19 protein-coding genes are annotated in these 16,761 nt (G+C 53.5%); 15 read left to right on the top strand and 4 right to left on the bottom strand.

Going from position 1 to position 16,761, the window contains the following annotated elements; translation table 11 throughout:
- The first annotated feature begins 31 nt into the window (after positions 1 to 31).
- Positions 32 to 790 (top strand): phosphate ABC transporter ATP-binding protein, encoded by a 759-nt coding sequence (locus HS100_07015; protein ID MBE7433649.1) that lies wholly within the window; start codon positions 32 to 34, stop codon positions 788 to 790.
- An 80-nt stretch (positions 791 to 870) separates the two neighbouring features.
- Here HS100_07015 and HS100_07010 read toward each other — a convergent pair whose 3' ends face one another.
- Positions 871 to 1,569, bottom strand: coding sequence for an isoprenylcysteine carboxylmethyltransferase family protein (locus tag HS100_07010; GenBank protein ID MBE7433648.1), 699 nt, complete (start codon positions 1,567 to 1,569; stop codon positions 871 to 873).
- A 47-nt stretch (positions 1,570 to 1,616) separates the two neighbouring features.
- Between HS100_07010 and HS100_07005 the strand changes: the two genes are divergently transcribed.
- From HS100_07005 to HS100_06955, 11 genes are all read left to right on the top strand, one after another.
- Positions 1,617 to 2,921, top strand: a complete 1,305-nt coding sequence (locus tag HS100_07005; protein ID MBE7433647.1) for a nodulation protein NfeD — start codon at positions 1,617 to 1,619, stop codon at positions 2,919 to 2,921.
- 103 nt (positions 2,922 to 3,024) lie between these two features.
- Positions 3,025 to 3,996, top strand: a complete 972-nt coding sequence (gene lipA / locus HS100_07000; GenBank protein ID MBE7433646.1) for a lipoyl synthase — start codon at positions 3,025 to 3,027, stop codon at positions 3,994 to 3,996.
- 134 nt (positions 3,997 to 4,130) lie between these two features.
- On the top strand, positions 4,131 to 4,661 hold the full coding sequence (locus tag HS100_06995) for a hypothetical protein (protein MBE7433645.1): 531 nt from the start codon (positions 4,131 to 4,133) through the stop codon (positions 4,659 to 4,661).
- A gap of 6 nt (positions 4,662 to 4,667) precedes the next feature.
- Positions 4,668 to 4,964, top strand: coding sequence for a hypothetical protein (locus HS100_06990; protein ID MBE7433644.1), 297 nt, complete (start codon positions 4,668 to 4,670; stop codon positions 4,962 to 4,964).
- Positions 4,965 to 5,002: 38 nt separating this feature from the next.
- Positions 5,003 to 5,437: an NADAR family protein gene (locus HS100_06985; protein MBE7433643.1), complete on the top strand. Its 435-nt coding sequence runs from the start codon at positions 5,003 to 5,005 to the stop codon at positions 5,435 to 5,437.
- Between the two features lie 347 nt (positions 5,438 to 5,784).
- A complete protein-coding gene (locus HS100_06980) occupies positions 5,785 to 6,585 on the top strand; it encodes a sigma-70 family RNA polymerase sigma factor (protein ID MBE7433642.1) in 801 nt (266 codons plus the stop codon).
- Between the two features lie 50 nt (positions 6,586 to 6,635).
- Complete coding sequence (locus HS100_06975; GenBank protein ID MBE7433641.1) at positions 6,636 to 7,088, top strand: SRPBCC domain-containing protein; 453 nt, start codon at positions 6,636 to 6,638, stop codon at positions 7,086 to 7,088.
- An 11-nt stretch (positions 7,089 to 7,099) separates the two neighbouring features.
- The gene (locus tag HS100_06970; protein ID MBE7433640.1) at positions 7,100 to 7,501 is read left to right on the top strand and encodes a hypothetical protein; all 402 of its coding nucleotides are present in this window, start codon (positions 7,100 to 7,102) and stop codon (positions 7,499 to 7,501) included.
- 330 nt (positions 7,502 to 7,831) lie between these two features.
- Positions 7,832 to 8,959, top strand: coding sequence for a phosphate/phosphite/phosphonate ABC transporter substrate-binding protein (gene phnD, locus HS100_06965; GenBank protein MBE7433639.1), 1,128 nt, complete (start codon positions 7,832 to 7,834; stop codon positions 8,957 to 8,959).
- Between the two features lie 75 nt (positions 8,960 to 9,034).
- Positions 9,035 to 9,787 carry a phosphonate ABC transporter ATP-binding protein gene (gene phnC, locus HS100_06960; GenBank protein MBE7433638.1) on the top strand — a complete coding sequence of 251 codons (753 nt, stop codon included), beginning with the start codon at positions 9,035 to 9,037 and terminating at the stop codon, positions 9,785 to 9,787.
- 946 nt (positions 9,788 to 10,733) lie between these two features.
- Complete coding sequence (locus tag HS100_06955; GenBank protein MBE7433637.1) at positions 10,734 to 11,612, top strand: ABC transporter permease subunit; 879 nt, start codon at positions 10,734 to 10,736, stop codon at positions 11,610 to 11,612.
- 36 nt (positions 11,613 to 11,648) lie between these two features.
- Here the strand turns inward: HS100_06955 and HS100_06950 are convergent, their stop codons facing one another.
- The 3 genes from HS100_06950 to HS100_06940 form a co-directional block, all read right to left on the bottom strand.
- On the bottom strand, positions 11,649 to 12,431 hold the full coding sequence (locus HS100_06950) for an alpha/beta fold hydrolase (protein MBE7433636.1): 783 nt from the start codon (positions 12,429 to 12,431) through the stop codon (positions 11,649 to 11,651).
- A complete protein-coding gene (locus HS100_06945) occupies positions 12,428 to 12,712 on the bottom strand; it encodes a hypothetical protein (protein MBE7433635.1) in 285 nt (94 codons plus the stop codon). The genes HS100_06950 and HS100_06945 overlap by 4 nt, the downstream gene beginning before the upstream one ends.
- Positions 12,713 to 12,855: 143 nt before the next feature.
- Positions 12,856 to 13,461 (bottom strand): hypothetical protein, encoded by a 606-nt coding sequence (locus tag HS100_06940; GenBank protein MBE7433634.1) that lies wholly within the window; start codon positions 13,459 to 13,461, stop codon positions 12,856 to 12,858.
- Positions 13,462 to 13,642: 181 nt separating this feature from the next.
- On the opposite strand from HS100_06940, the gene coaBC reads away from it, so the two are divergent.
- The 3 genes from coaBC (at position 13,643) to HS100_06925 (ending at position 16,632) form a co-directional block, all read left to right on the top strand.
- Entirely contained in the window at positions 13,643 to 14,848 is a 1,206-nt protein-coding gene (gene coaBC, locus HS100_06935; GenBank protein MBE7433633.1) for a bifunctional phosphopantothenoylcysteine decarboxylase/phosphopantothenate--cysteine ligase CoaBC, read from the top strand.
- Position 14,849: 1 nt separating this feature from the next.
- Positions 14,850 to 15,581: a metallophosphoesterase family protein gene (locus HS100_06930; GenBank protein MBE7433632.1), complete on the top strand. Its 732-nt coding sequence runs from the start codon at positions 14,850 to 14,852 to the stop codon at positions 15,579 to 15,581.
- A 112-nt stretch (positions 15,582 to 15,693) separates the two neighbouring features.
- Positions 15,694 to 16,632, top strand: a complete 939-nt coding sequence (locus tag HS100_06925) for a DUF4349 domain-containing protein (GenBank protein ID MBE7433631.1) — start codon at positions 15,694 to 15,696, stop codon at positions 16,630 to 16,632.
- The last annotated feature ends 129 nt before the right edge of the window (positions 16,633 to 16,761 follow it).

Below are 16,761 nucleotides of genomic sequence, written 5' to 3'. Positions count from 1 at the left end.
CACCTATTACATAATTCGTAAAGGATTGAACATGGACAACACCCACATCCAAGTTAATAACCTCAACGCCTATTACGGCAAGCAACACGCCCTGAAAGATATTAATATTGAAATCCCAAAGAACCAGATCACCGTCATTATGGGACCCAGCGGCTGCGGCAAAACCACTTTATTAAAAACCTTCAATCGCTTCTTTGAACTGACCGAGGACGTCAAACTCACCGGCGAAGTACTGGTGGACGGCGAAAACATCTACGACCCTGCGGTGGACGTGACCGAAGTCCGAAAGGTGGTTGGGCTGCTGGCACAGCGTCCTTCACCCCTGCCCATGTCCATCTACGACAATGTCGCCTACGGCATGCGCATCCACCAGATGAAGAAAGAACGCGCCGAATATAAAAAATCCGTGCGGCATTATTTGGAAATTGCAGGCTTATGGGAAGAAGTCCAAAAGCGGATGCACGACCCCGCGACCTCTCTTTCCATCGGACAGCAACAGCGCCTCTGCCTCGCCCGCGGCCTGGCGGTCGAACCGGAAATCATCCTCGGCGACGAACCCACCTCCGCGCTCGACCCGATCTCCTCACAGAACATCGAAAGCCGTTTGATCGAATTGAAGAAGGATTACACCATCGTCATTGTGACGCACACGCTGCGTCAGGCAAAGCGATTGGCAGATCATGTCATTTATATGTATCTCGGCGAAGTTGCAGAAGCCGGTCCTGCGCACGATGTATTCAACAACCCCAAACACGAACGGACGAAGCAGTATTTGGAAGGATTGTTCTAATTTTTTGATATGTCACTCCGACAGAGAGTCTCTGGTATTGCAGTTGAGACCCTTCCCCATCGCTCAGGGTGACAACATAACTACCAAATCCCCGGGAACAAACGGTACTTTGTTATCCGCGCGTACTCTTTGTAACCGGGGAGTTCGGTTTGCAGGGTTTTATCTTCCAGCGATGTCCTGACCACGAGAACGAAGACCAGCAAGACCGCAGGGATGAGCGCCCAAAGCGAGTCGAGCAGAAAGGGCATGGCGAGATATGTCCATAATGCGCCGCCATAGCCCGGGTGACGGATGAAGCGGTAGGGTCCCGTTGTAATGACATGATGTCCGCGGTCGGTTTGAATGCGGACAACGCCGGAGAAGAAGCGGTTCTCGATCAATGCCCATGAGCCGAAGATAAAGCCAAGCAGGATCAGGATCAAGGATGCGATTTTGATGGGCGGCGAAAACGCGGAAGTCCAGCCGAAAAGTTTATCGAACCCAGCCACGACAAGGATTGCGATGGAGCCGAAGGCCAGCATGGGGGCAAGGATTTTGTCCCAGGGCTTTGCATCCGTCAATTCGATGGAACGCGAGCGTTCCGCCAGAATATCGGGGTGTCGTCTCGCCGCCAGGGCGCGACTGAGGATGAATCCAAAGATGCTGATGATCGCGTATGTCCACGCCTCCAGCCAATCCCATACGCCGGATATGATCATCGGCAGGAATGGGATGACAAATACCACAATGACCATCAATAGGATCGAGCGCAGTGTGAATGTTCGCTTAGTTTCAGTCATGATGCCCTCCACAACCAGTATAATGGTTTCAGGAATCAGAAACAACCATGAAAACCAGACGCATCCTTCTTTTTCTTATTATCATGTTGGCGTTTGCTCAAACCGTCCTTGCGCAAGGGAACAATCCTGTCGCAGTGGTCCTGACCGCAGACGGTCCCATCATGCCGCCAATGCTCGAATACATCAAACGCGGCATCGAAACCGCAGACCAACGGGATGCGGAAGTGCTTGTCATCCAACTCAACACGCCGGGTGGAAGCGTGGATACCATGCTGGAGATCATTGCCGCGATCCGCGACAGCGACGTGCCGGTGGTGGTGTATGTTGCGCCGCGAAACGCCATCGCCGGGAGCGCGGGCGCGATGATCACGATGGCGGGTCACGCCTCGGCCATGGCACCCGAGTCATCCATCGGCGCATCCAGTCCCATCACAAGTTCCGGCGAAGACCTCAACAGCACTGCGGATGCAAAAGCGAAGGAAATCGTCAAAGCCTCGATCCGCCCGTTTGTGACTCCGCGCGGAGAAAAGGCGTTGGAACTCGCCGAGGCGATGATCGATGAAGCCAAAGCCGTCACCGCCGATGAAGCGCTGGAGGCGGGTCTCATCGATTTCATTGCCAACGACCTCGACGACCTTCTGGAAGGCTTGAACGGTTTCACGGTCGCGATGAAAAACGGCCCGCGCACGCTTGAAACTACCGGCATCGAAGTCCAACCGCTGGACATCAGTTTCATTGAACAACTCCTGCTTCTGCTCACCGACCCGAACATCGCGTTCTTACTACTCGCTATTGGCGTGCAGGCGATCCTCATTGAACTTTCCAGCCCCGGCGGCTGGGTGGCGGGATTCATCGGCGCGGTCTGCATCACCCTTGCAATCTATGGGTTGGGCGTATTGCCCGTCAATTGGTTCGGCGTCATCTTTCTCATCATCGCATTCGTTTTATTCGTGCTCGATATCAAAGCGCCCACGCACGGCGCATTGACAACGGCGGGGGTCGCGTCCTTTATCGTCGGCGCGCTGGTTCTGTTCAACTCGCCGGGCACGCCGGAGTTCCAGCGTGTGTCGGTTCCCCTCGTGGTCGGAACTGGCATCTTCCTCGGCCTGATCTTTTTCGCCATCATGATGATCGCATTACGTTCGCTGCATAAACCAATATCCATGGGGGCGGAATCCTATGTCGGGAAAACAGGATCAGCCAAAACGTTCGACGGCGAGGCGGGACAGGTCCAGTTGGAATCCGAACTCTGGAGCGCGGAAAAATCCCCCGAGTCCGGCGAGATTCGTAAGGGTGATAAAATCGAGGTCGTCGAAGTTCGTGGTTTGAGATTGATCGTAAAGAAAAAATGATTTTCATTTAATTGCGAGGCGCAGGCAAAGCAATCTTCTAATTTATGATGGGATTGCTTCGACGCTCCGCTCCTCGCGATGACATGCGCTTCAAAAGGACCTTATGCCTGTCACACCAACCCGAGACCGAGTCTCCCCGCAAACGGATTCGCGCCCCCTCCGCCGCCCGGATTGGATCAAAGTCCGCGCGCCTTCGGGCGAGACCTATGAATGGCTGCACGGATTGATGCGCAAGAAGGAACTGCACACCGTCTGCGAAGAAGCCATGTGCCCGAACCTCGGCGAATGCTGGGGCAGCGGCACTGCGACGTTTTTGATGCTCGGCGATGTTTGCACACGCACCTGCGGATTCTGCGACATCAAACACGGCAAGCCCGCTTTATTGGATTGGAACGAAGCCGAGCGTGTGGCGCAAGCCGTCAAAGCCATGGAGTTGAAACACGCTGTCATTACATCTGTGAATCGCGACGAACGAAGGGATGGCGGCGCGCCTATTTTCGCGATGGTGATTCGGAGAATTAGAGAATTGCTGCCGGGATGTTCCATCGAAGTCCTGATACCTGATTTCAAAGGCAGCATCGAAGCCTTGAAGATCGTCATGGATGCGCGGCCTGAAATCCTCAACCACAATGTGGAAACCGTGCCGCGATTGTTCAAGCAGGTACAGCCGCAGGATAACTACGAGTGGGCGGCGGCGACCTTATCAAATGCCAAGAAACTCGATCCCGATGTGCTGACCAAGAGCGGAATCATGCTTGGGCTTGGCGAAACCATGGACGAGGTCAAAGCCGTGATGCGCGACCAGCGCAGTTGGGGAGTGGACATCCTGACCATCGGTCAGTATTTGCAACCGAGCAAAAAGCACATGCTCATGGATCGTTACTACACCATGGAAGAGTTCGCCGAACTGCGCGAGTATGGTTATTCAATTGGTTTCAAATGGGTGGAATCAAATCCACTGGTGAGGTCATCGTATCATGCTGCGGAGCAGGTCCGCGCGTTGAGCGTGGTGCATCGCAAGTTGTATGGGGAGAAATTACCAGTGATCAGTGATCAGTGGCTCCCGTCGGCGTAAGGTCGGCGGGGAATTTTTTATACGTCATGGTCATGTGCATTCTTTGGGCATATAATTTCTCAGTCGGCAATTATCCGGAATGATTTTGAAAGAAGTAACATCGGTATTGGCAGGCATCCTCACAAGAGAATTTTATGGATGAAAAGAAACGCGAGGCAATCCTTGATTTTGCGGGTACACATAATCTCAACGACTTAAACAAAGCGCTCGGTTTCGATGTACAAAAAGAACCAAAGTCAGTACTATCTTTGCTGGAGGATGCCGTCAGATCCCAAAATGCCGATGATATTGAATGCGCATTGATCGTCCTTTCTGCGGCGGGATTTTTTCCGGCTGCCGCGCCTGTTCTGATTACGATCCTGGAGTTGCCCTGGCATCGAAAGCATGAAGATGCTGCCCATGCTTTGCAAATTTTAAAAGACCCAAGAGCCGTTGATGCACTTTATCGAGCAGCGCTTGCAAACCATGACTATCTTGCTTATGATGAGTTTGGTAGCCTGGCGAGAAAATGCACCTGGGCTTTGGCAGATATTGGCACACCGGAGGCTTTCGAGAAACTGCAACTGCTCGCCAAGTGCGGCAATTCGATGATCGAAGGTTACGCTCAAAAACGAATCGACGCGTGGCAGAAAGAAACGACAAGGAAAGGGATCAAAGGGTCATAATTCCACATGGCGCTGACTTTCCACCTGAAGCAGGGCGATATTGTGCTTGGCACTCTCAAAGAGACAGACAACGACTTTCCATGGCGTTACTGCACATTCACGCCAACGGATGCGTTCCAAAGCGTCAAACCGCTCTTCGATCGAGCACGAGAACAGGTGGAAGCCGAAGAGTGGGAACAGTTTGATAAAGCCTATCAACAAATCGAAGCGCTGGGGCTTCGCCTGGTTGACCCGTTGAGCGGGGATGAAATCAGGGAGTTCCTGCTGCACATCGAAGGCGATTCGGCTTCGTTTCGATATTGACAAACGACACATCTTAGCACGCGGCTCCTACCGCCGAAATGGCCATCTACTTCTACTCAACAAAAGATCAATATGGAGCGTTCTCCAACTTCTCCCGGCATCCATTCGAACTGGATGGCTTGATCTGGCCCACCAGCGAACATTATTTTCAAGCGCAGAAGTTCGAAGATGATGAGTATCGTGAGAGAATAAGATCAACGCCTTCGCCAATGATCGCCGCGCGTCTCGGTCGCAGCCGCAAGGTGCCAATCCGTTCTGATTGGGAGGAGAGGAAGGATGAATTCATGTATCGCGCGGTGTTGGCTAAGTTCCAGGCGCATTCTGATTTGAAGCAGCTACTCTTATCAACCGGGCAAGAGGAGATCATCGAGAAAACGACCAGGGATTATTACTGGGGATGCGGCGCCAATGGGACTGGCAAAAATATGCTGGGTAGAATTTTGATGCAGGTTCGAGAAGAACTGCGAAGTTGAGTGTGATGCCCGGAAGTTGTATGGAAGCCTGGTGAATAGTGAGCAGTGATTAGATGGTAGAATACCCGCCTTAACTGACAAGCGGCGTGGATTCCTTATCCAAGAGGTAAGAATGTTTCCAAACTCCTTTAACATCCCCCTGCTCTCCCGCCTGACACCGTCGACTTCCATCAACCCCGGCCTTGATTTCGCTCATATCGCGCGGGGCGCCGACACGGTCCGTGAATAGACCAGTGACCCTCTCATTTCAAACCAAAACCACCCCGCGCCCAGGTCTTTGCAGATATCGTGCAATGGCTGGAGCGGCATAACTAATCTTCGCCCACGAAAAAAAGCATTTTCCCAGCATGTCAACCGACGACCTCTCCATCCAATTCCCAACCTTTCAGCGCGAACTCAAGTCCTTCCTCCTGCGCCTCACCGCCAGCGTGCAGGATGCTGAGGATATCGTTCAGGAAACATACCTCAAAGCGCAATCAAAGATCAACACATTCAGGGGCGAATCGTCATTGAAGACGTGGGTGTTCAGCATCGCATCCAACCTCGCCAAAGATCTGCTTCGGTCACAAAAACGCTGGCCTGAAAACGTGACCGATATCTGCCGGGAGGAAGCCCTCGGCAACCGTGAGTTCTTCCAGGAAGCGATGCACATTCGGCAAACGTCGCCGCAGGGGAATTTCGAGATCAAGGAACACATCGCCTTTTGCTTTACCTGCATTTCCAAATCGCTTCCGCTGGAGGGGCACCTCGTCATCCTGTTGAAGGAAGTGTACGACTTCAAGGTCAAAGAGATCGCGCAGATCCTGCAGCTCTCCGAGGCGATGGTGAAATATCACCTGCACGTCAGCCGCAAGAAGATGATGGACATATTCGACCAGCGCTGTTCTCTCATCAACAAGCAGGGCATCTGTCACCAATGCACCGAGTTGAACGGCATCTTCAACCCGAAGCAAGAGGTGCAGGAGGAACTGGTCAAGATCGAGATGGTACGCGCGGCGGAAGACCGAAACCGGGACGAGTTGTTCGATTTGCGGATGAACATCCTGCAGGAACTCGATCCGTTCATGTCGGGGGCGGCGAAATTGCAGCTTCATCACCTCGAACACAACCGCCAGGTGATGGAAAAATACCTCCAAAATAACGATTAATTTCCTATCGTTTTTCGACCTCCAGTCGTCCAAATAGAAAGGAGATCGAAATGGAACAAAAAGCGAAAACAATTAGAAAAACCTTCAGCCGGGAGACGTCGGTTCACGCCTCGATTGCGGCTGATCCCGCCATCGTTTGGGCGCTCCTCACCCACGCCGCGGACTATCCGCGCTGGAATTCGACCGTCACATCGATCCAAGGGGAAATCAAGGCAGGTGGGGCTATCGAACTCAAATCCACGTTGGATGCGAAGCGGACGTTCAAATTGAAGGTCAAGGAATTCGTGCCGGAGAAACGACTCGCATGGGGCGACGCGATGGGAAGCCGCGTGTACAGCCTGGAAAAATCGGGGGGCGGCACACAATTTTCAATGTCGGAACGAATCGGCGGTCCGTTGTTCCCGCTATTCGCCGGGATGATCCCCTCCTTCGATGAATCCTTCGACAAGTTCACGGCAGACCTGAAGAAGGAAGCAGAGACGATCCAAAAATCGAAAAAGTAAGGAGACTCGAAATGGAAAAGAGAACCAAAGACAAACCCTGGAAGTTGAAGACCCCGCCGTTCACGTCGGATTACACCATGCATGTTGAAACAAAGGATGGAAAGGAGATCCTCGTCTGCACGGTGGGCACAACGGTCTTGCACTACGATTTTCGCGCCATCAAAGACCTGCACGAGATGCTGAAAAAACACGGCGATTGGATGGAACTCGGAAGCAAGGACGAGAAACAGGAAGCCGTGCCCGGCACCGTCGAACACTGGGCGCGTTCGCCGAAGAATCCCATCGGCGGTTGGTATGGACTCAAGAAAGGCTTCCGCGGGCGGTTTGCCATGTACATCCCGCCATTGATGGAGGCACTGGGTCTCGCGGAAGTGGAGCACAACCCGCGTAATAACCGAATGAGAGCGAAATAGGTTCCAATCTGAAAGAATCTCCCGTTGACCACAAATCGGCGGGAGATTTATTTTGTCAAACGCCTCCGACTCGCCTATTACAATTTGTGAACAGGTCGACAACCCAATCAGACCGATGAATAGATTTTACAAGTTCATGCCTCATCATGCATTAATTCAGATATAATGACGAAGATGCCGCAAAATGCAAGGACAATTTTCAACCCTTACAGGTGGATGGTGCTTCATTTTTTAAGGGTTGCGTACTTGTTAACCATGTTAACAAGCGGTATCATCAAGCAGTCGGGGCGAATGCCCCAATTTCCCAATTCATTTCAAGAGGAGAAAAAGATGAATAAACGTTCCCTGTTCGTCCTGCTGACCCTCATCGTGACCGCCTCGATGTTGCTCAGCGCCTGCGGCGCGCCCGCCACAGAACCGCCCGTCGCGACGGAAGCCCCCACCGAGGCTCCCACCCCCGAACCCACGCCTGAAATGCCCGCCATCGGATCGGAAGAGCATCCGATCAAGGTGCTGTTCGTTCCCTCGGTGGATGCTCAAGTGATCGTAAGCGGCGGTGAAGTAATGGCTGCCGCTTTGAACGAAGCCACTGGCCTGACCTTCGAAGTCTCCGTTCCGACCTCGTACGCCGCCACCATCGAAGAAATGTGCGCCTCTCCCGCCGATACAATGGGCTTTATCCCCGCTGTGGGCTACGTCCTTGCGAATGACCTGTGCGGCGTGGACGTTGCGTTCAAGGCTCTGCGCGGAAGCAGCAAGACCTCCGTCTACTGGGCAGCGATTATCGTAGCCCGAGACAGTGAATTCCAGACCTTCGAAGATCTCAATGGCGCCAAGTTCGGCTATGGCAGCGCCCTTTCCGGTTCCGGAAACCTTGCTCCTCAAGGCATGTTCGAGCAGTACGGAATCGCCCCGAGCGAATCGGTTGAGACCGGCGGACATGGTCAATCAGTGACTGCCGTCTATAATGGCGAAGTGGACTTCGCCTCGGTTTTCTACAATGCGCCTGTCAACCCCGAAGGCAATGATGCCTGGACCGAAGCGGATTGGTTCGCTGGATCCGTTACTCCCGAAATGTGGGACGTTCCCGCCGATGTTCTCGACTCCTGTGCGCCCGATGCTACCGCCGAAGCCTTGATCTGCACCGGCTGGGAGATCGTTGATGCCCGTGCCTTGGTCCGCACCGAAGCCCCGGATGTAGCGCAGAAGGTCCGCATCCTGACCCTCTCGCCCGAGATCCCGAACGACACGCTGTCCTTCGGTCCCGAATTCCCGGCGGACGTGCGCGCCCAGATCGAGCAAGCCCTGCTTGACTTCTCCACTACCCAAGAATGGGCAGACACCATGGGAAGCCGCGACTTCTACAACTGGGTCGGCATCACGACCGCCACAGATGCGGATTACGACCTCATCCGCGCGGCGATCAAGAGGCTCGGATTGACCCTCGACGATGTCTAGACCTGATCAATAATTAAGATAATTACGGACGGGGAGTTCCCCGTCCGTAATTTCATCCTAACTCTATGGAAAACCATGCTCAAGATTACCAACCTAACCAAAGTCTATGAAGGCGGGGTGCAGGCTCTTAAAGATGTAAGTTTCGAGGTGCCCAAAGGTCAATTTCTGGCGGTCATTGGCTTAAGCGGGTCGGGCAAATCCACTCTCTTGCGCTGTATCAACCGTTTGATCGAGCCGACAAAGGGAAAAATACTCTTCAACGATACGGACATTACGGCGGCATCAGAGAACGAACTACGGGTGATACGCCGAAAGATCGGCATGGTCTTCCAGCAATTTAACCTAGTCCATCGCTCGACCGTTCTGACCAACGTTTTGGCTGGGCGTCTGGGTTATGTCAACCCGGCATGGAGTCTGCTCAACCGCTTTCCCAAAAACGATATTGAAAAGGGTTACAAGCAACTTGAACGGGTGGGGATAGCCGATAAAGCAAACATCCGCGCAGATGAACTGAGCGGGGGACAACAGCAGCGTGTGGGCATTGCGCGCGCCCTCATGCAGGATCCGGAAATGATCCTTGCAGACGAACCGGTCGCCAGCCTCGACCCCGTCCTCGCCCACAGCATCATGCAGTATCTTGACCTGATCAACAAAGAGGATGGCGTGACCGTCCTTTGCAGTCTGCATTTCCTGGACCTGGTGCATCGCTACGCAGACCGCGTCATTGCCCTTAATAACGGCAACCTGGTTTTCGACGGACTTCCCGGCGAGATCGACGATAAAAAGTTCAAAGAGATCTATGGCCGCGACGCCGAGCGGATCGGATAAGGGAGGCATCATGAAAAAAGAGCGAAATTTTCTGCGATCGCTGGGGCTGGGGCTGGCATTGCTTGCTGGATTCGTGATCTATGCCTATGGCTTCCAGGTCACGCAGGTGGATCTCGAAGAAACACAATCTCCGCGCCGCCAGGAACAACTATTTCGCATCCTTCGGGCATTAGCCAGACCGCACATCTTCGAGTATGAGCAGGAAACCCGCGCAGCAGTCACCTTTGTCATGCTTCCATGTCCTACAAACGGGTATGTGCCGCCTGAACAGGATATGAGCGGTCCTTATGCAGTAATCACGCCGGCCTGTACCGACCCGCAGGGAGAGGTCACCATCGAGGGATTCAATCTCTATCCGAACACGTCGGGGGGAATCCTTCTCGTTCCTGCGCAAGATGTCGAATTGCAATTTGGAGCATTTACCACCGATGCAGACGGTCACTTTTTGATCACAGCCACCCTTCCAAAACGGGAACGGGCTGAACCGTTCGAAGTCCAAGTTATTACTCGTCAGGACGTTGGCGCGCCTCGGCTGACCAAATCTGCATTGGATACCTGGGACAAAATTGTCGAAACAGTCTTCCTGGCCCTCCTGGCAACGACATTGGGAACTTTGCTATCCATCCCGCTTAGTTTCTTTGCCGCGCGAAATTTGATGAAAAACATCAAATCTTCGCTCACGAGCATTTCCTTATCCTTGATCCTCATACCCATTGGGCTTGCCCTGGGCACTGCATTGGCACGCTGGGCGGAAAGCCTGAGCGGGATACTCACTGATAATGTGCTTCTGACGTCGGTCGGTATTTTCATTGCGCCAACTCTCTCAATACTTGGAGCGCGTTGGGCCTTGCCGCAAGAAGAGTTGACGCGTCCATCGCTTCAACTCCGTATAGCGCGAATCGCCGTACTGGTCTTCAGCGCATTGTTCTTGATTGGCAGTCTTTTCATGCTTTCGAGTCTGTTGGTCGAAATTGGGAATTCCCTTATAGCACCGATGGGTGGTTTTGGTTTTATTAGCACGTTCATCTCCGATTTAGGGGAAATTCTCGGAATGGTCATTGTCTTGTCAACCGCGTTGGCTGGGGCCGGGGTTTTGAGCAGCGTTGCCAGCCAATTAGGCTTGTTCATCAGCGAGCGTACTTCACAAGGTTTGAACAAGGTCTTAAACCTTGTGCTTGCAACGATTGCCGGGGTTGTCTTGTTCGGATTAATGGGAGCAGGTGCAGAATGGCTGTATCTGATCGACGACCCAATTAAGACACTCTACTGGCCAGCGGGGATAGGAGGTTTTTTGGGTTTGCTCCTCGCAATTTGGAATAGCCCCAAGTGGCCTTTACCGATCGGGCTGACCATCTACTATATTGCCAGAACGATATTCAATGCTTTGCGATCCATCGAAGCGCTGATCATGGTTGTCGTCTTCGTTGTATGGGTCGGCATCGGCCCGTTCGCAGGCGTGCTGGCGCTCTCCCTGCATACGATCGCCAGCCTCGCAAAACTTTATTCCGAGCAGGTCGAGAGCATCATGGCAGGCCCGCTTGAAGCAATCCAAGCCACCGGCGCGAACCGCCTGCAAACCATCATTTATGCCGTCGTACCGCAGATCGTCCCGCCGTATATTTCATACACCATGTACCGCTGGGATATCAACGTGCGCATGTCCACCATCATTGGTTTCGGTGGCGGCGGCGGGATCGGTTTCCTGCTTCTTCAGAACATCAACCTGTTGAACTACCGTGCCGCCAGCGTCCAGATGATCGCCATTGCGATCGTGGTATCCATCATGGATTACATCAGTTCGGTGATGCGGGAGAAGGTGGTGTAGGCGCAAATCAGAGAAACGAGCCTGGGTTGATTTGACTCAGGCTTTTGAGTCTTCGACGCGTCGGATGAAGTCCCGCGCCAATTCGAACACATGCTGGCGCGCTGCATCACGCGTGACGACGTGACCTGATCCCGTTACATAAACCTTTGTCTTATCCGGCGCATTGACCAGCGCCGCGTATAACCTTTCCATATTGCCAGGCAATACATAGGCATCGTCTTTGGAGTGGATCAACAAGACCGGCTTGTTCACTGAAGGCAAAGCTGCGCGCATCTCCCCCAGCAGCGACTTCAACTCCGCGATCGAACGGACGGGATTCTGAGGGTAGGAAACATGATCCTTGTAGGCTTCCTTGTCGAACCATGATGCTCCCGGCGCCTCTTTCGACTTTGACAGGAACTTAATGAAGCGGCTGTTAAATTTGATATACCAGACCGGGTAATCCTTCGGGTCATTGGGCAGGAGGTAGGGCGTGGACATGGCGATGATTCCTGCGACATTCATCCGTGTGGACATCAGCAGGGATAAGATACCGCCCATCGAAAGGCCGGCGAGAAAGATTCGGTCAGCGAAACCCGAGAGCAGGTGAAAGCCATCTTCAACGGAGGCTGCCCAATCGGTCCAGCGTGAGGCGATCATATCCTCCGGGGTCGTGGCATGACCGGCAAGTCGAACGCCGAGGCAGGAATATCCCAGCCCATTGAGATAATCCCCCATCCAGCGCATTTCCTTCGGCGTGCCTGTAAAGCCGTGAATCAGTAAAATCCCCGTGCGATTGCCCGGGAGCAAAAACGGTTCGGCGGTTTCGATGATCTTCATGGGTTTCTCTCTTTGAGTATTCTACCCAATAATGGATAGTAGACTGCGAAAGCAACGCCGGGTAGAAGTTCGAAATAACTTACATAAGATGGTTTGGGAATCGCGAATGATGCTGCAAAAATCAATAGAAGCAGGACGACCCACATCCAGGGCGAGATTGCCCAAAAAATGATCTCTTCGTAATTCAACATCTTGAGCTTGGAATGGGTTATTATCATCAGGGCACAGCCGATGCCTTTCAATATATCCAGCCTTGGATCGCGTTTTTGCGTGTCGGTCACGGTTGAGATTATACTGCCGGGCTTAATCCCCAACCAATTTCACATACTATTGGAAAGGTTAAATAAAGCCGCCCTTCTTTCGAAAGGGCGGCTTGTTGATATATCGCTCTGTTGCACTGGACGGATTCTAACTTTTTCTCGATTTATTCATCAAAACCTTCTCCGTTCCCGCTTTCTTCGTAATAGTAACCTTCTCCAGGGTTAGTACTGGGATCCTGGGTCCAGGGAAGACCATTTACCTCGAAGAAGTAATCATAATAGTCTTCCCAATAGGGCGAATAGAAATTAATCATATCACCTTGAGAAGCAGGTCCTTCCTGGCAATGCTGTCCCTGGAAAATCCATGCATCGGGTTGGCCCTCGATCGGATAATCGTAAACGTTATAGCAGTACCCGCCAAACCCGCGCGGCCCGCCGCCTTCAGGGACTCTATCCCAGAAGACAAAACCGGCAAGGAAGACCTGGACAAATTGCCCGGCAAGCGCCCGCGAAGCCGTGCATTGCACCACGCCTTCCCCTTCCACGATGTTGCAATCGAGGGGGTAATACTGCCCATTGAACAGCACAGATCCGTTCTTGAAATCGCCTTCGGTGAAGTTACCCGTGTATTCGAAGACGAAGAGCACGCCGCCGCCGGGGTTGTTTCCGACACTGCGCAGAGTGAGAATTCCATTAGCGGCAAGGGCTGAACCGGTCGTGAGGGAAAGCAGGGTAATAAGAATTATGAAAGTCGCTGCTAATTTCTTCATGAATATACTCCTTATTAATTATGTAGAACGGACAATAAATGTTGATTTATTATATCTCAGTTCGGTACCCCAGCCTGGTTCGCGAAATATTGTCATGGAACTATCATCCGTATCCGGGATGGATGGGAGCCCTTCGGGTCCTCCCGCTGTTATACTTTCTGTTGGAAGTATAATCTCCCGTATGTCCATCCTGAAAGGCAAGCATGTTCTCCTCGGCGTGACCGGCTCCATCGCGGCATTCAAAGCGGCAGACCTGGCTTCCAAATTGACCCAGGCTGGGACGAACGTGGATGTAATCCTGACAGGCGCGGGGGAAAAATTCGTCACGCCGCTCACATTCCAATCCGTCACCGGGCGCCGCGCCTTCACCGACAAAGACCTGTGGGGCAATGAAGCGCACGTCATGCATGTCAGCCTTGGCAAGATGGCGGATCTGTTGGTCATCGCTCCCTGTACGGCGGATACGATGGCAAAACTCGCACACGGCATCGCGGATAACCTGTTGACCGTCACTGCGCTGGCGGCGACCTGCCCTATTTTGATCGCGCCTGCCATGGATGGCGGGATGTTCGACCACCCGGCCACGCAGGAGAATCTCAAAACGCTTCAGACTCGCGGTGTGCTGGTTGCTGGACCCGCCGCGGGGCACCTCGCTTCGGGTTTATCTGGCGTGGGGCGTATGATCGAGCCGATGGAAATTCTAGGTCATATCCGCCTTACGCTCAGTAAAAATGGAAAACTCGCGGGCAAAAAAGTCGTCGTTACCGCCGGCGGGACACAAGAATCCATCGACCCGGTAAGGGTGATCACGAATCATTCATCGGGCAGGCAGGGTTATGCGCTAGCGCAGGCAGCGATCGATTCGGGCGCAGATGTAACTCTCATCACTGCACCGACGGCTTTGACACCGCCTGTTGGAGCGATCGTTGTTCCCGTCAAAAGTGCGCAGGATATGCTCGATGCGTTGCTGATCGAAACGGGCGATGCGCTTGTCATGGCGGCCGCGGCCGCGGACTTCCGCCCGAAGGAAATGGCGAAGGATAAGATAAAGAAGCGGGACGGGATTCCGCAAATCCAACTCGAGGCCGCGCCCGACATTTTGAAAACCGTATCAAGCCAGAGCGGGGTCCAGAAGCGTTTCAAGGTCACGGTCGGGTTTGCGGCGGAGAGTCGCGATCTATTGCAGAACGCATCCGAGAAGTTAAAATCCAAGGGATTGGATTTCATCGCTGCAAACGACGTCTCGGCGAAGGATGCGGGATTTGCAGTCGAGACGAATCGTCTTACGTTGTTGTTTGCAGATGGGACGCAGGAAAGACTGCCGTTGATGAGCAAAAGCGAAGCGGCGGAAAGAATCATCGAGCACATAGCGAGGCTCTTGGAGTAATATGCGAATTTTGGTGATGTCGGATATTCACGCGAATTACAACGCGCTGGAGGCGGTATTGAAGGATGCCGGCCAGGTGGATGAGACCTGGTGTCTCGGCGATCTTGTCGGGTATGGTCCCGACCCGAACGCGGTGGTGGAGGAGGTGCGCGAGATAAAAAACCTCACCTGCCTGATGGGCAATCACGATGTGGCTGTGATCGGCAGAATGTCGCTCGAAACCTTCAACGGCGACGCCAAGCGTTCGCTGATGTATCACGAGCAGGTGCTCTCCGCCAGCAACATGGATTTCATCCGGTCGCTGCCATCCAAGCCGAAAGTGCGGAGCGAGGCGACCATCGTCCATGGAAGTCCGCGCGACCCCTTGTGGGAATACATTCTCAATTCGACGACGGCAAGCCTGAACTTCGATCATTTCGATACGGATGTGTGTTTCGTCGGGCATACGCACATCCAGTGCAGTTTCACCCTCAAGGAGAGGACGGGACAGGTTGCCGCTGAACATGCCAAGCCGGATGCGGCGCTTCCCCTCCATCCGAAGGTGATACTCAATCCTGGCTCGGTGGGACAACCCCGCGACCGCGACCCGCGAGCCGCCTACGCCATCTACGACACCGAGGCGCGCACCTGGACTCCCAAACGGGTCATGTACGATATCGCCGATGTGCAAAACCGCATCCGTGAAGCGGGCTTGCCCGAGAAACACGCCGCCCGGCTCGCCGAAGGCTGGTGATGGATTCCAAAGTCTCCAGACTCTGGACAATAATGAGTTGTGAAGGGAACCATTTGCCCAAATTCGCCGTCCTTTTGGCAGAGAAATCACCAAAGGAAAAGGAGAAGTAGAAATGAAACGCCTATTGCTGTTTATATTGATTATTGCCGCGCTTATTCTGGCTGCATGCGTTGGAGCGCGGGCTCCCGCCGCGGTGGAAGCGCCCGCAGAACCTGCCTATGATGTCGCTCCGCTTCCAGCCATGGAAGAGGGATTTGCCGCTGAACAAGCCCCCTCAAGCGGGGGCGGAGGTGTGGAAGCGGCGAATGTCGAGCGTCTGGTCATCCAAAACGCCGACCTTGCCATCGTCGTCTCGGATGTGGAAGGACGCATGGAAGAGATCCAGAAAATGGCGGAGGAGATGGGCGGGTTTGTCGTCTCGTCGAATCTCTACCAGGGATATACAAGCACTTACATCCCCGTACCGGAAGGCACAGTCACCATCCGCGTACCGGCTGAAAAACTGGACGAGGCGCTGGAACTCATCAAGGAAGGCGCGGTCGAGGTCCAAAGTGAAACACGTTCCGGGCAGGATGTCACCGCTGAATATGTGGATCTGAAGTCCCGCCTCAAGACCTATGAAGCCGCTGAAAGAGAATTGACCGAACTCATGGAGAACGCGCAGGACACCGATGAAGTGGTCAACATCTTCAACCAATTGATGTATTACCGCGAGCAGATCGAGATCATCAAAGGTCAGATTCAATACTACGAGGAAGCCGCGGCGCTTTCCGCCGTCAGCGTGCGTTTGATCGCGGAGGAGACCATCCAGCCGGTGACCATCGGCAAATGGGAGCCGAAAGGCGTGGCGCTCGAAGCCATCCAGGACCTGCTCAACTTCTGGAAGAACTTCGTCGACTTTATGATCCGCTTCATTCTCTATACCCTGCCTGTTTTGGTGACCATCGGCATTCCGTTATACCTGGCATTCCTCGGTTTGCGCTGGGTTTTCCGCAAGATGCGCGGGAACAAAAAGAAAGCCGAGCCCCAGCAGGTTGAAGAAAAGAAGTAATTTGCGGTATGCACCAAGAGGACGGCCATCGGGTCGTCCTCTTTTGTTTAAGCGCTTTGCCGCCATTCTTGTGGGAATATCCCGGGGCGTAAGTCATATTGGGGCATCGGACAAGGTTCAAGACTGCGA

The sequence above is a fragment of the Anaerolineales bacterium genome, assembly GCA_015075725.1.
Lineage (GTDB): Bacteria > Chloroflexota > Anaerolineae > Anaerolineales > Villigracilaceae > Villigracilis.
Note: the sequence above shows the minus strand (reverse complement) of the source record. Positions and strands in the feature narration are given on the sequence as shown.

Excerpts from the sequence above, each read along its gene's own strand:
- HS100_07015 (MBE7433649.1), top strand. The coding sequence starts at position 32 with ATGGACAACACCCACATCCAAGTTAATAACCTCAACGCCTATTACGGC.
- HS100_06970 (MBE7433640.1), top strand. The coding sequence starts at position 7,100 with ATGGAAAAGAGAACCAAAGACAAACCCTGGAAGTTGAAGACCCCGCCG.
- HS100_06975 (MBE7433641.1), top strand. The coding sequence starts at position 6,636 with ATGGAACAAAAAGCGAAAACAATTAGAAAAACCTTCAGCCGGGAGACG.
- HS100_06950 (MBE7433636.1), bottom strand. The coding sequence starts at position 12,431 with ATGAAGATCATCGAAACCGCCGAACCGTTTTTGCTCCCGGGCAATCGC.
- phnC (MBE7433638.1), top strand. The coding sequence starts at position 9,035 with ATGCTCAAGATTACCAACCTAACCAAAGTCTATGAAGGCGGGGTGCAG.
- HS100_06955 (MBE7433637.1), top strand. The coding sequence starts at position 10,734 with ATGCTTTCGAGTCTGTTGGTCGAAATTGGGAATTCCCTTATAGCACCG.
- HS100_06930 (MBE7433632.1), top strand. The coding sequence starts at position 14,850 with ATGCGAATTTTGGTGATGTCGGATATTCACGCGAATTACAACGCGCTG.
- HS100_06925 (MBE7433631.1), top strand. The coding sequence starts at position 15,694 with ATGAAACGCCTATTGCTGTTTATATTGATTATTGCCGCGCTTATTCTG.
- HS100_07010 (MBE7433648.1), bottom strand. The coding sequence starts at position 1,569 with ATGACTGAAACTAAGCGAACATTCACACTGCGCTCGATCCTATTGATG.
- HS100_06940 (MBE7433634.1), bottom strand. The coding sequence starts at position 13,461 with ATGAAGAAATTAGCAGCGACTTTCATAATTCTTATTACCCTGCTTTCC.
- HS100_06985 (MBE7433643.1), top strand. The coding sequence starts at position 5,003 with ATGGCCATCTACTTCTACTCAACAAAAGATCAATATGGAGCGTTCTCC.
- HS100_06980 (MBE7433642.1), top strand. The coding sequence starts at position 5,785 with ATGTCAACCGACGACCTCTCCATCCAATTCCCAACCTTTCAGCGCGAA.
- HS100_07005 (MBE7433647.1), top strand. The coding sequence starts at position 1,617 with ATGAAAACCAGACGCATCCTTCTTTTTCTTATTATCATGTTGGCGTTT.
- HS100_06995 (MBE7433645.1), top strand. The coding sequence starts at position 4,131 with ATGGATGAAAAGAAACGCGAGGCAATCCTTGATTTTGCGGGTACACAT.
- phnD (MBE7433639.1), top strand. The coding sequence starts at position 7,832 with ATGAATAAACGTTCCCTGTTCGTCCTGCTGACCCTCATCGTGACCGCC.
- HS100_06990 (MBE7433644.1), top strand. The coding sequence starts at position 4,668 with ATGGCGCTGACTTTCCACCTGAAGCAGGGCGATATTGTGCTTGGCACT.
- lipA (MBE7433646.1), top strand. The coding sequence starts at position 3,025 with ATGCCTGTCACACCAACCCGAGACCGAGTCTCCCCGCAAACGGATTCG.
- coaBC (MBE7433633.1), top strand. The coding sequence starts at position 13,643 with ATGTCCATCCTGAAAGGCAAGCATGTTCTCCTCGGCGTGACCGGCTCC.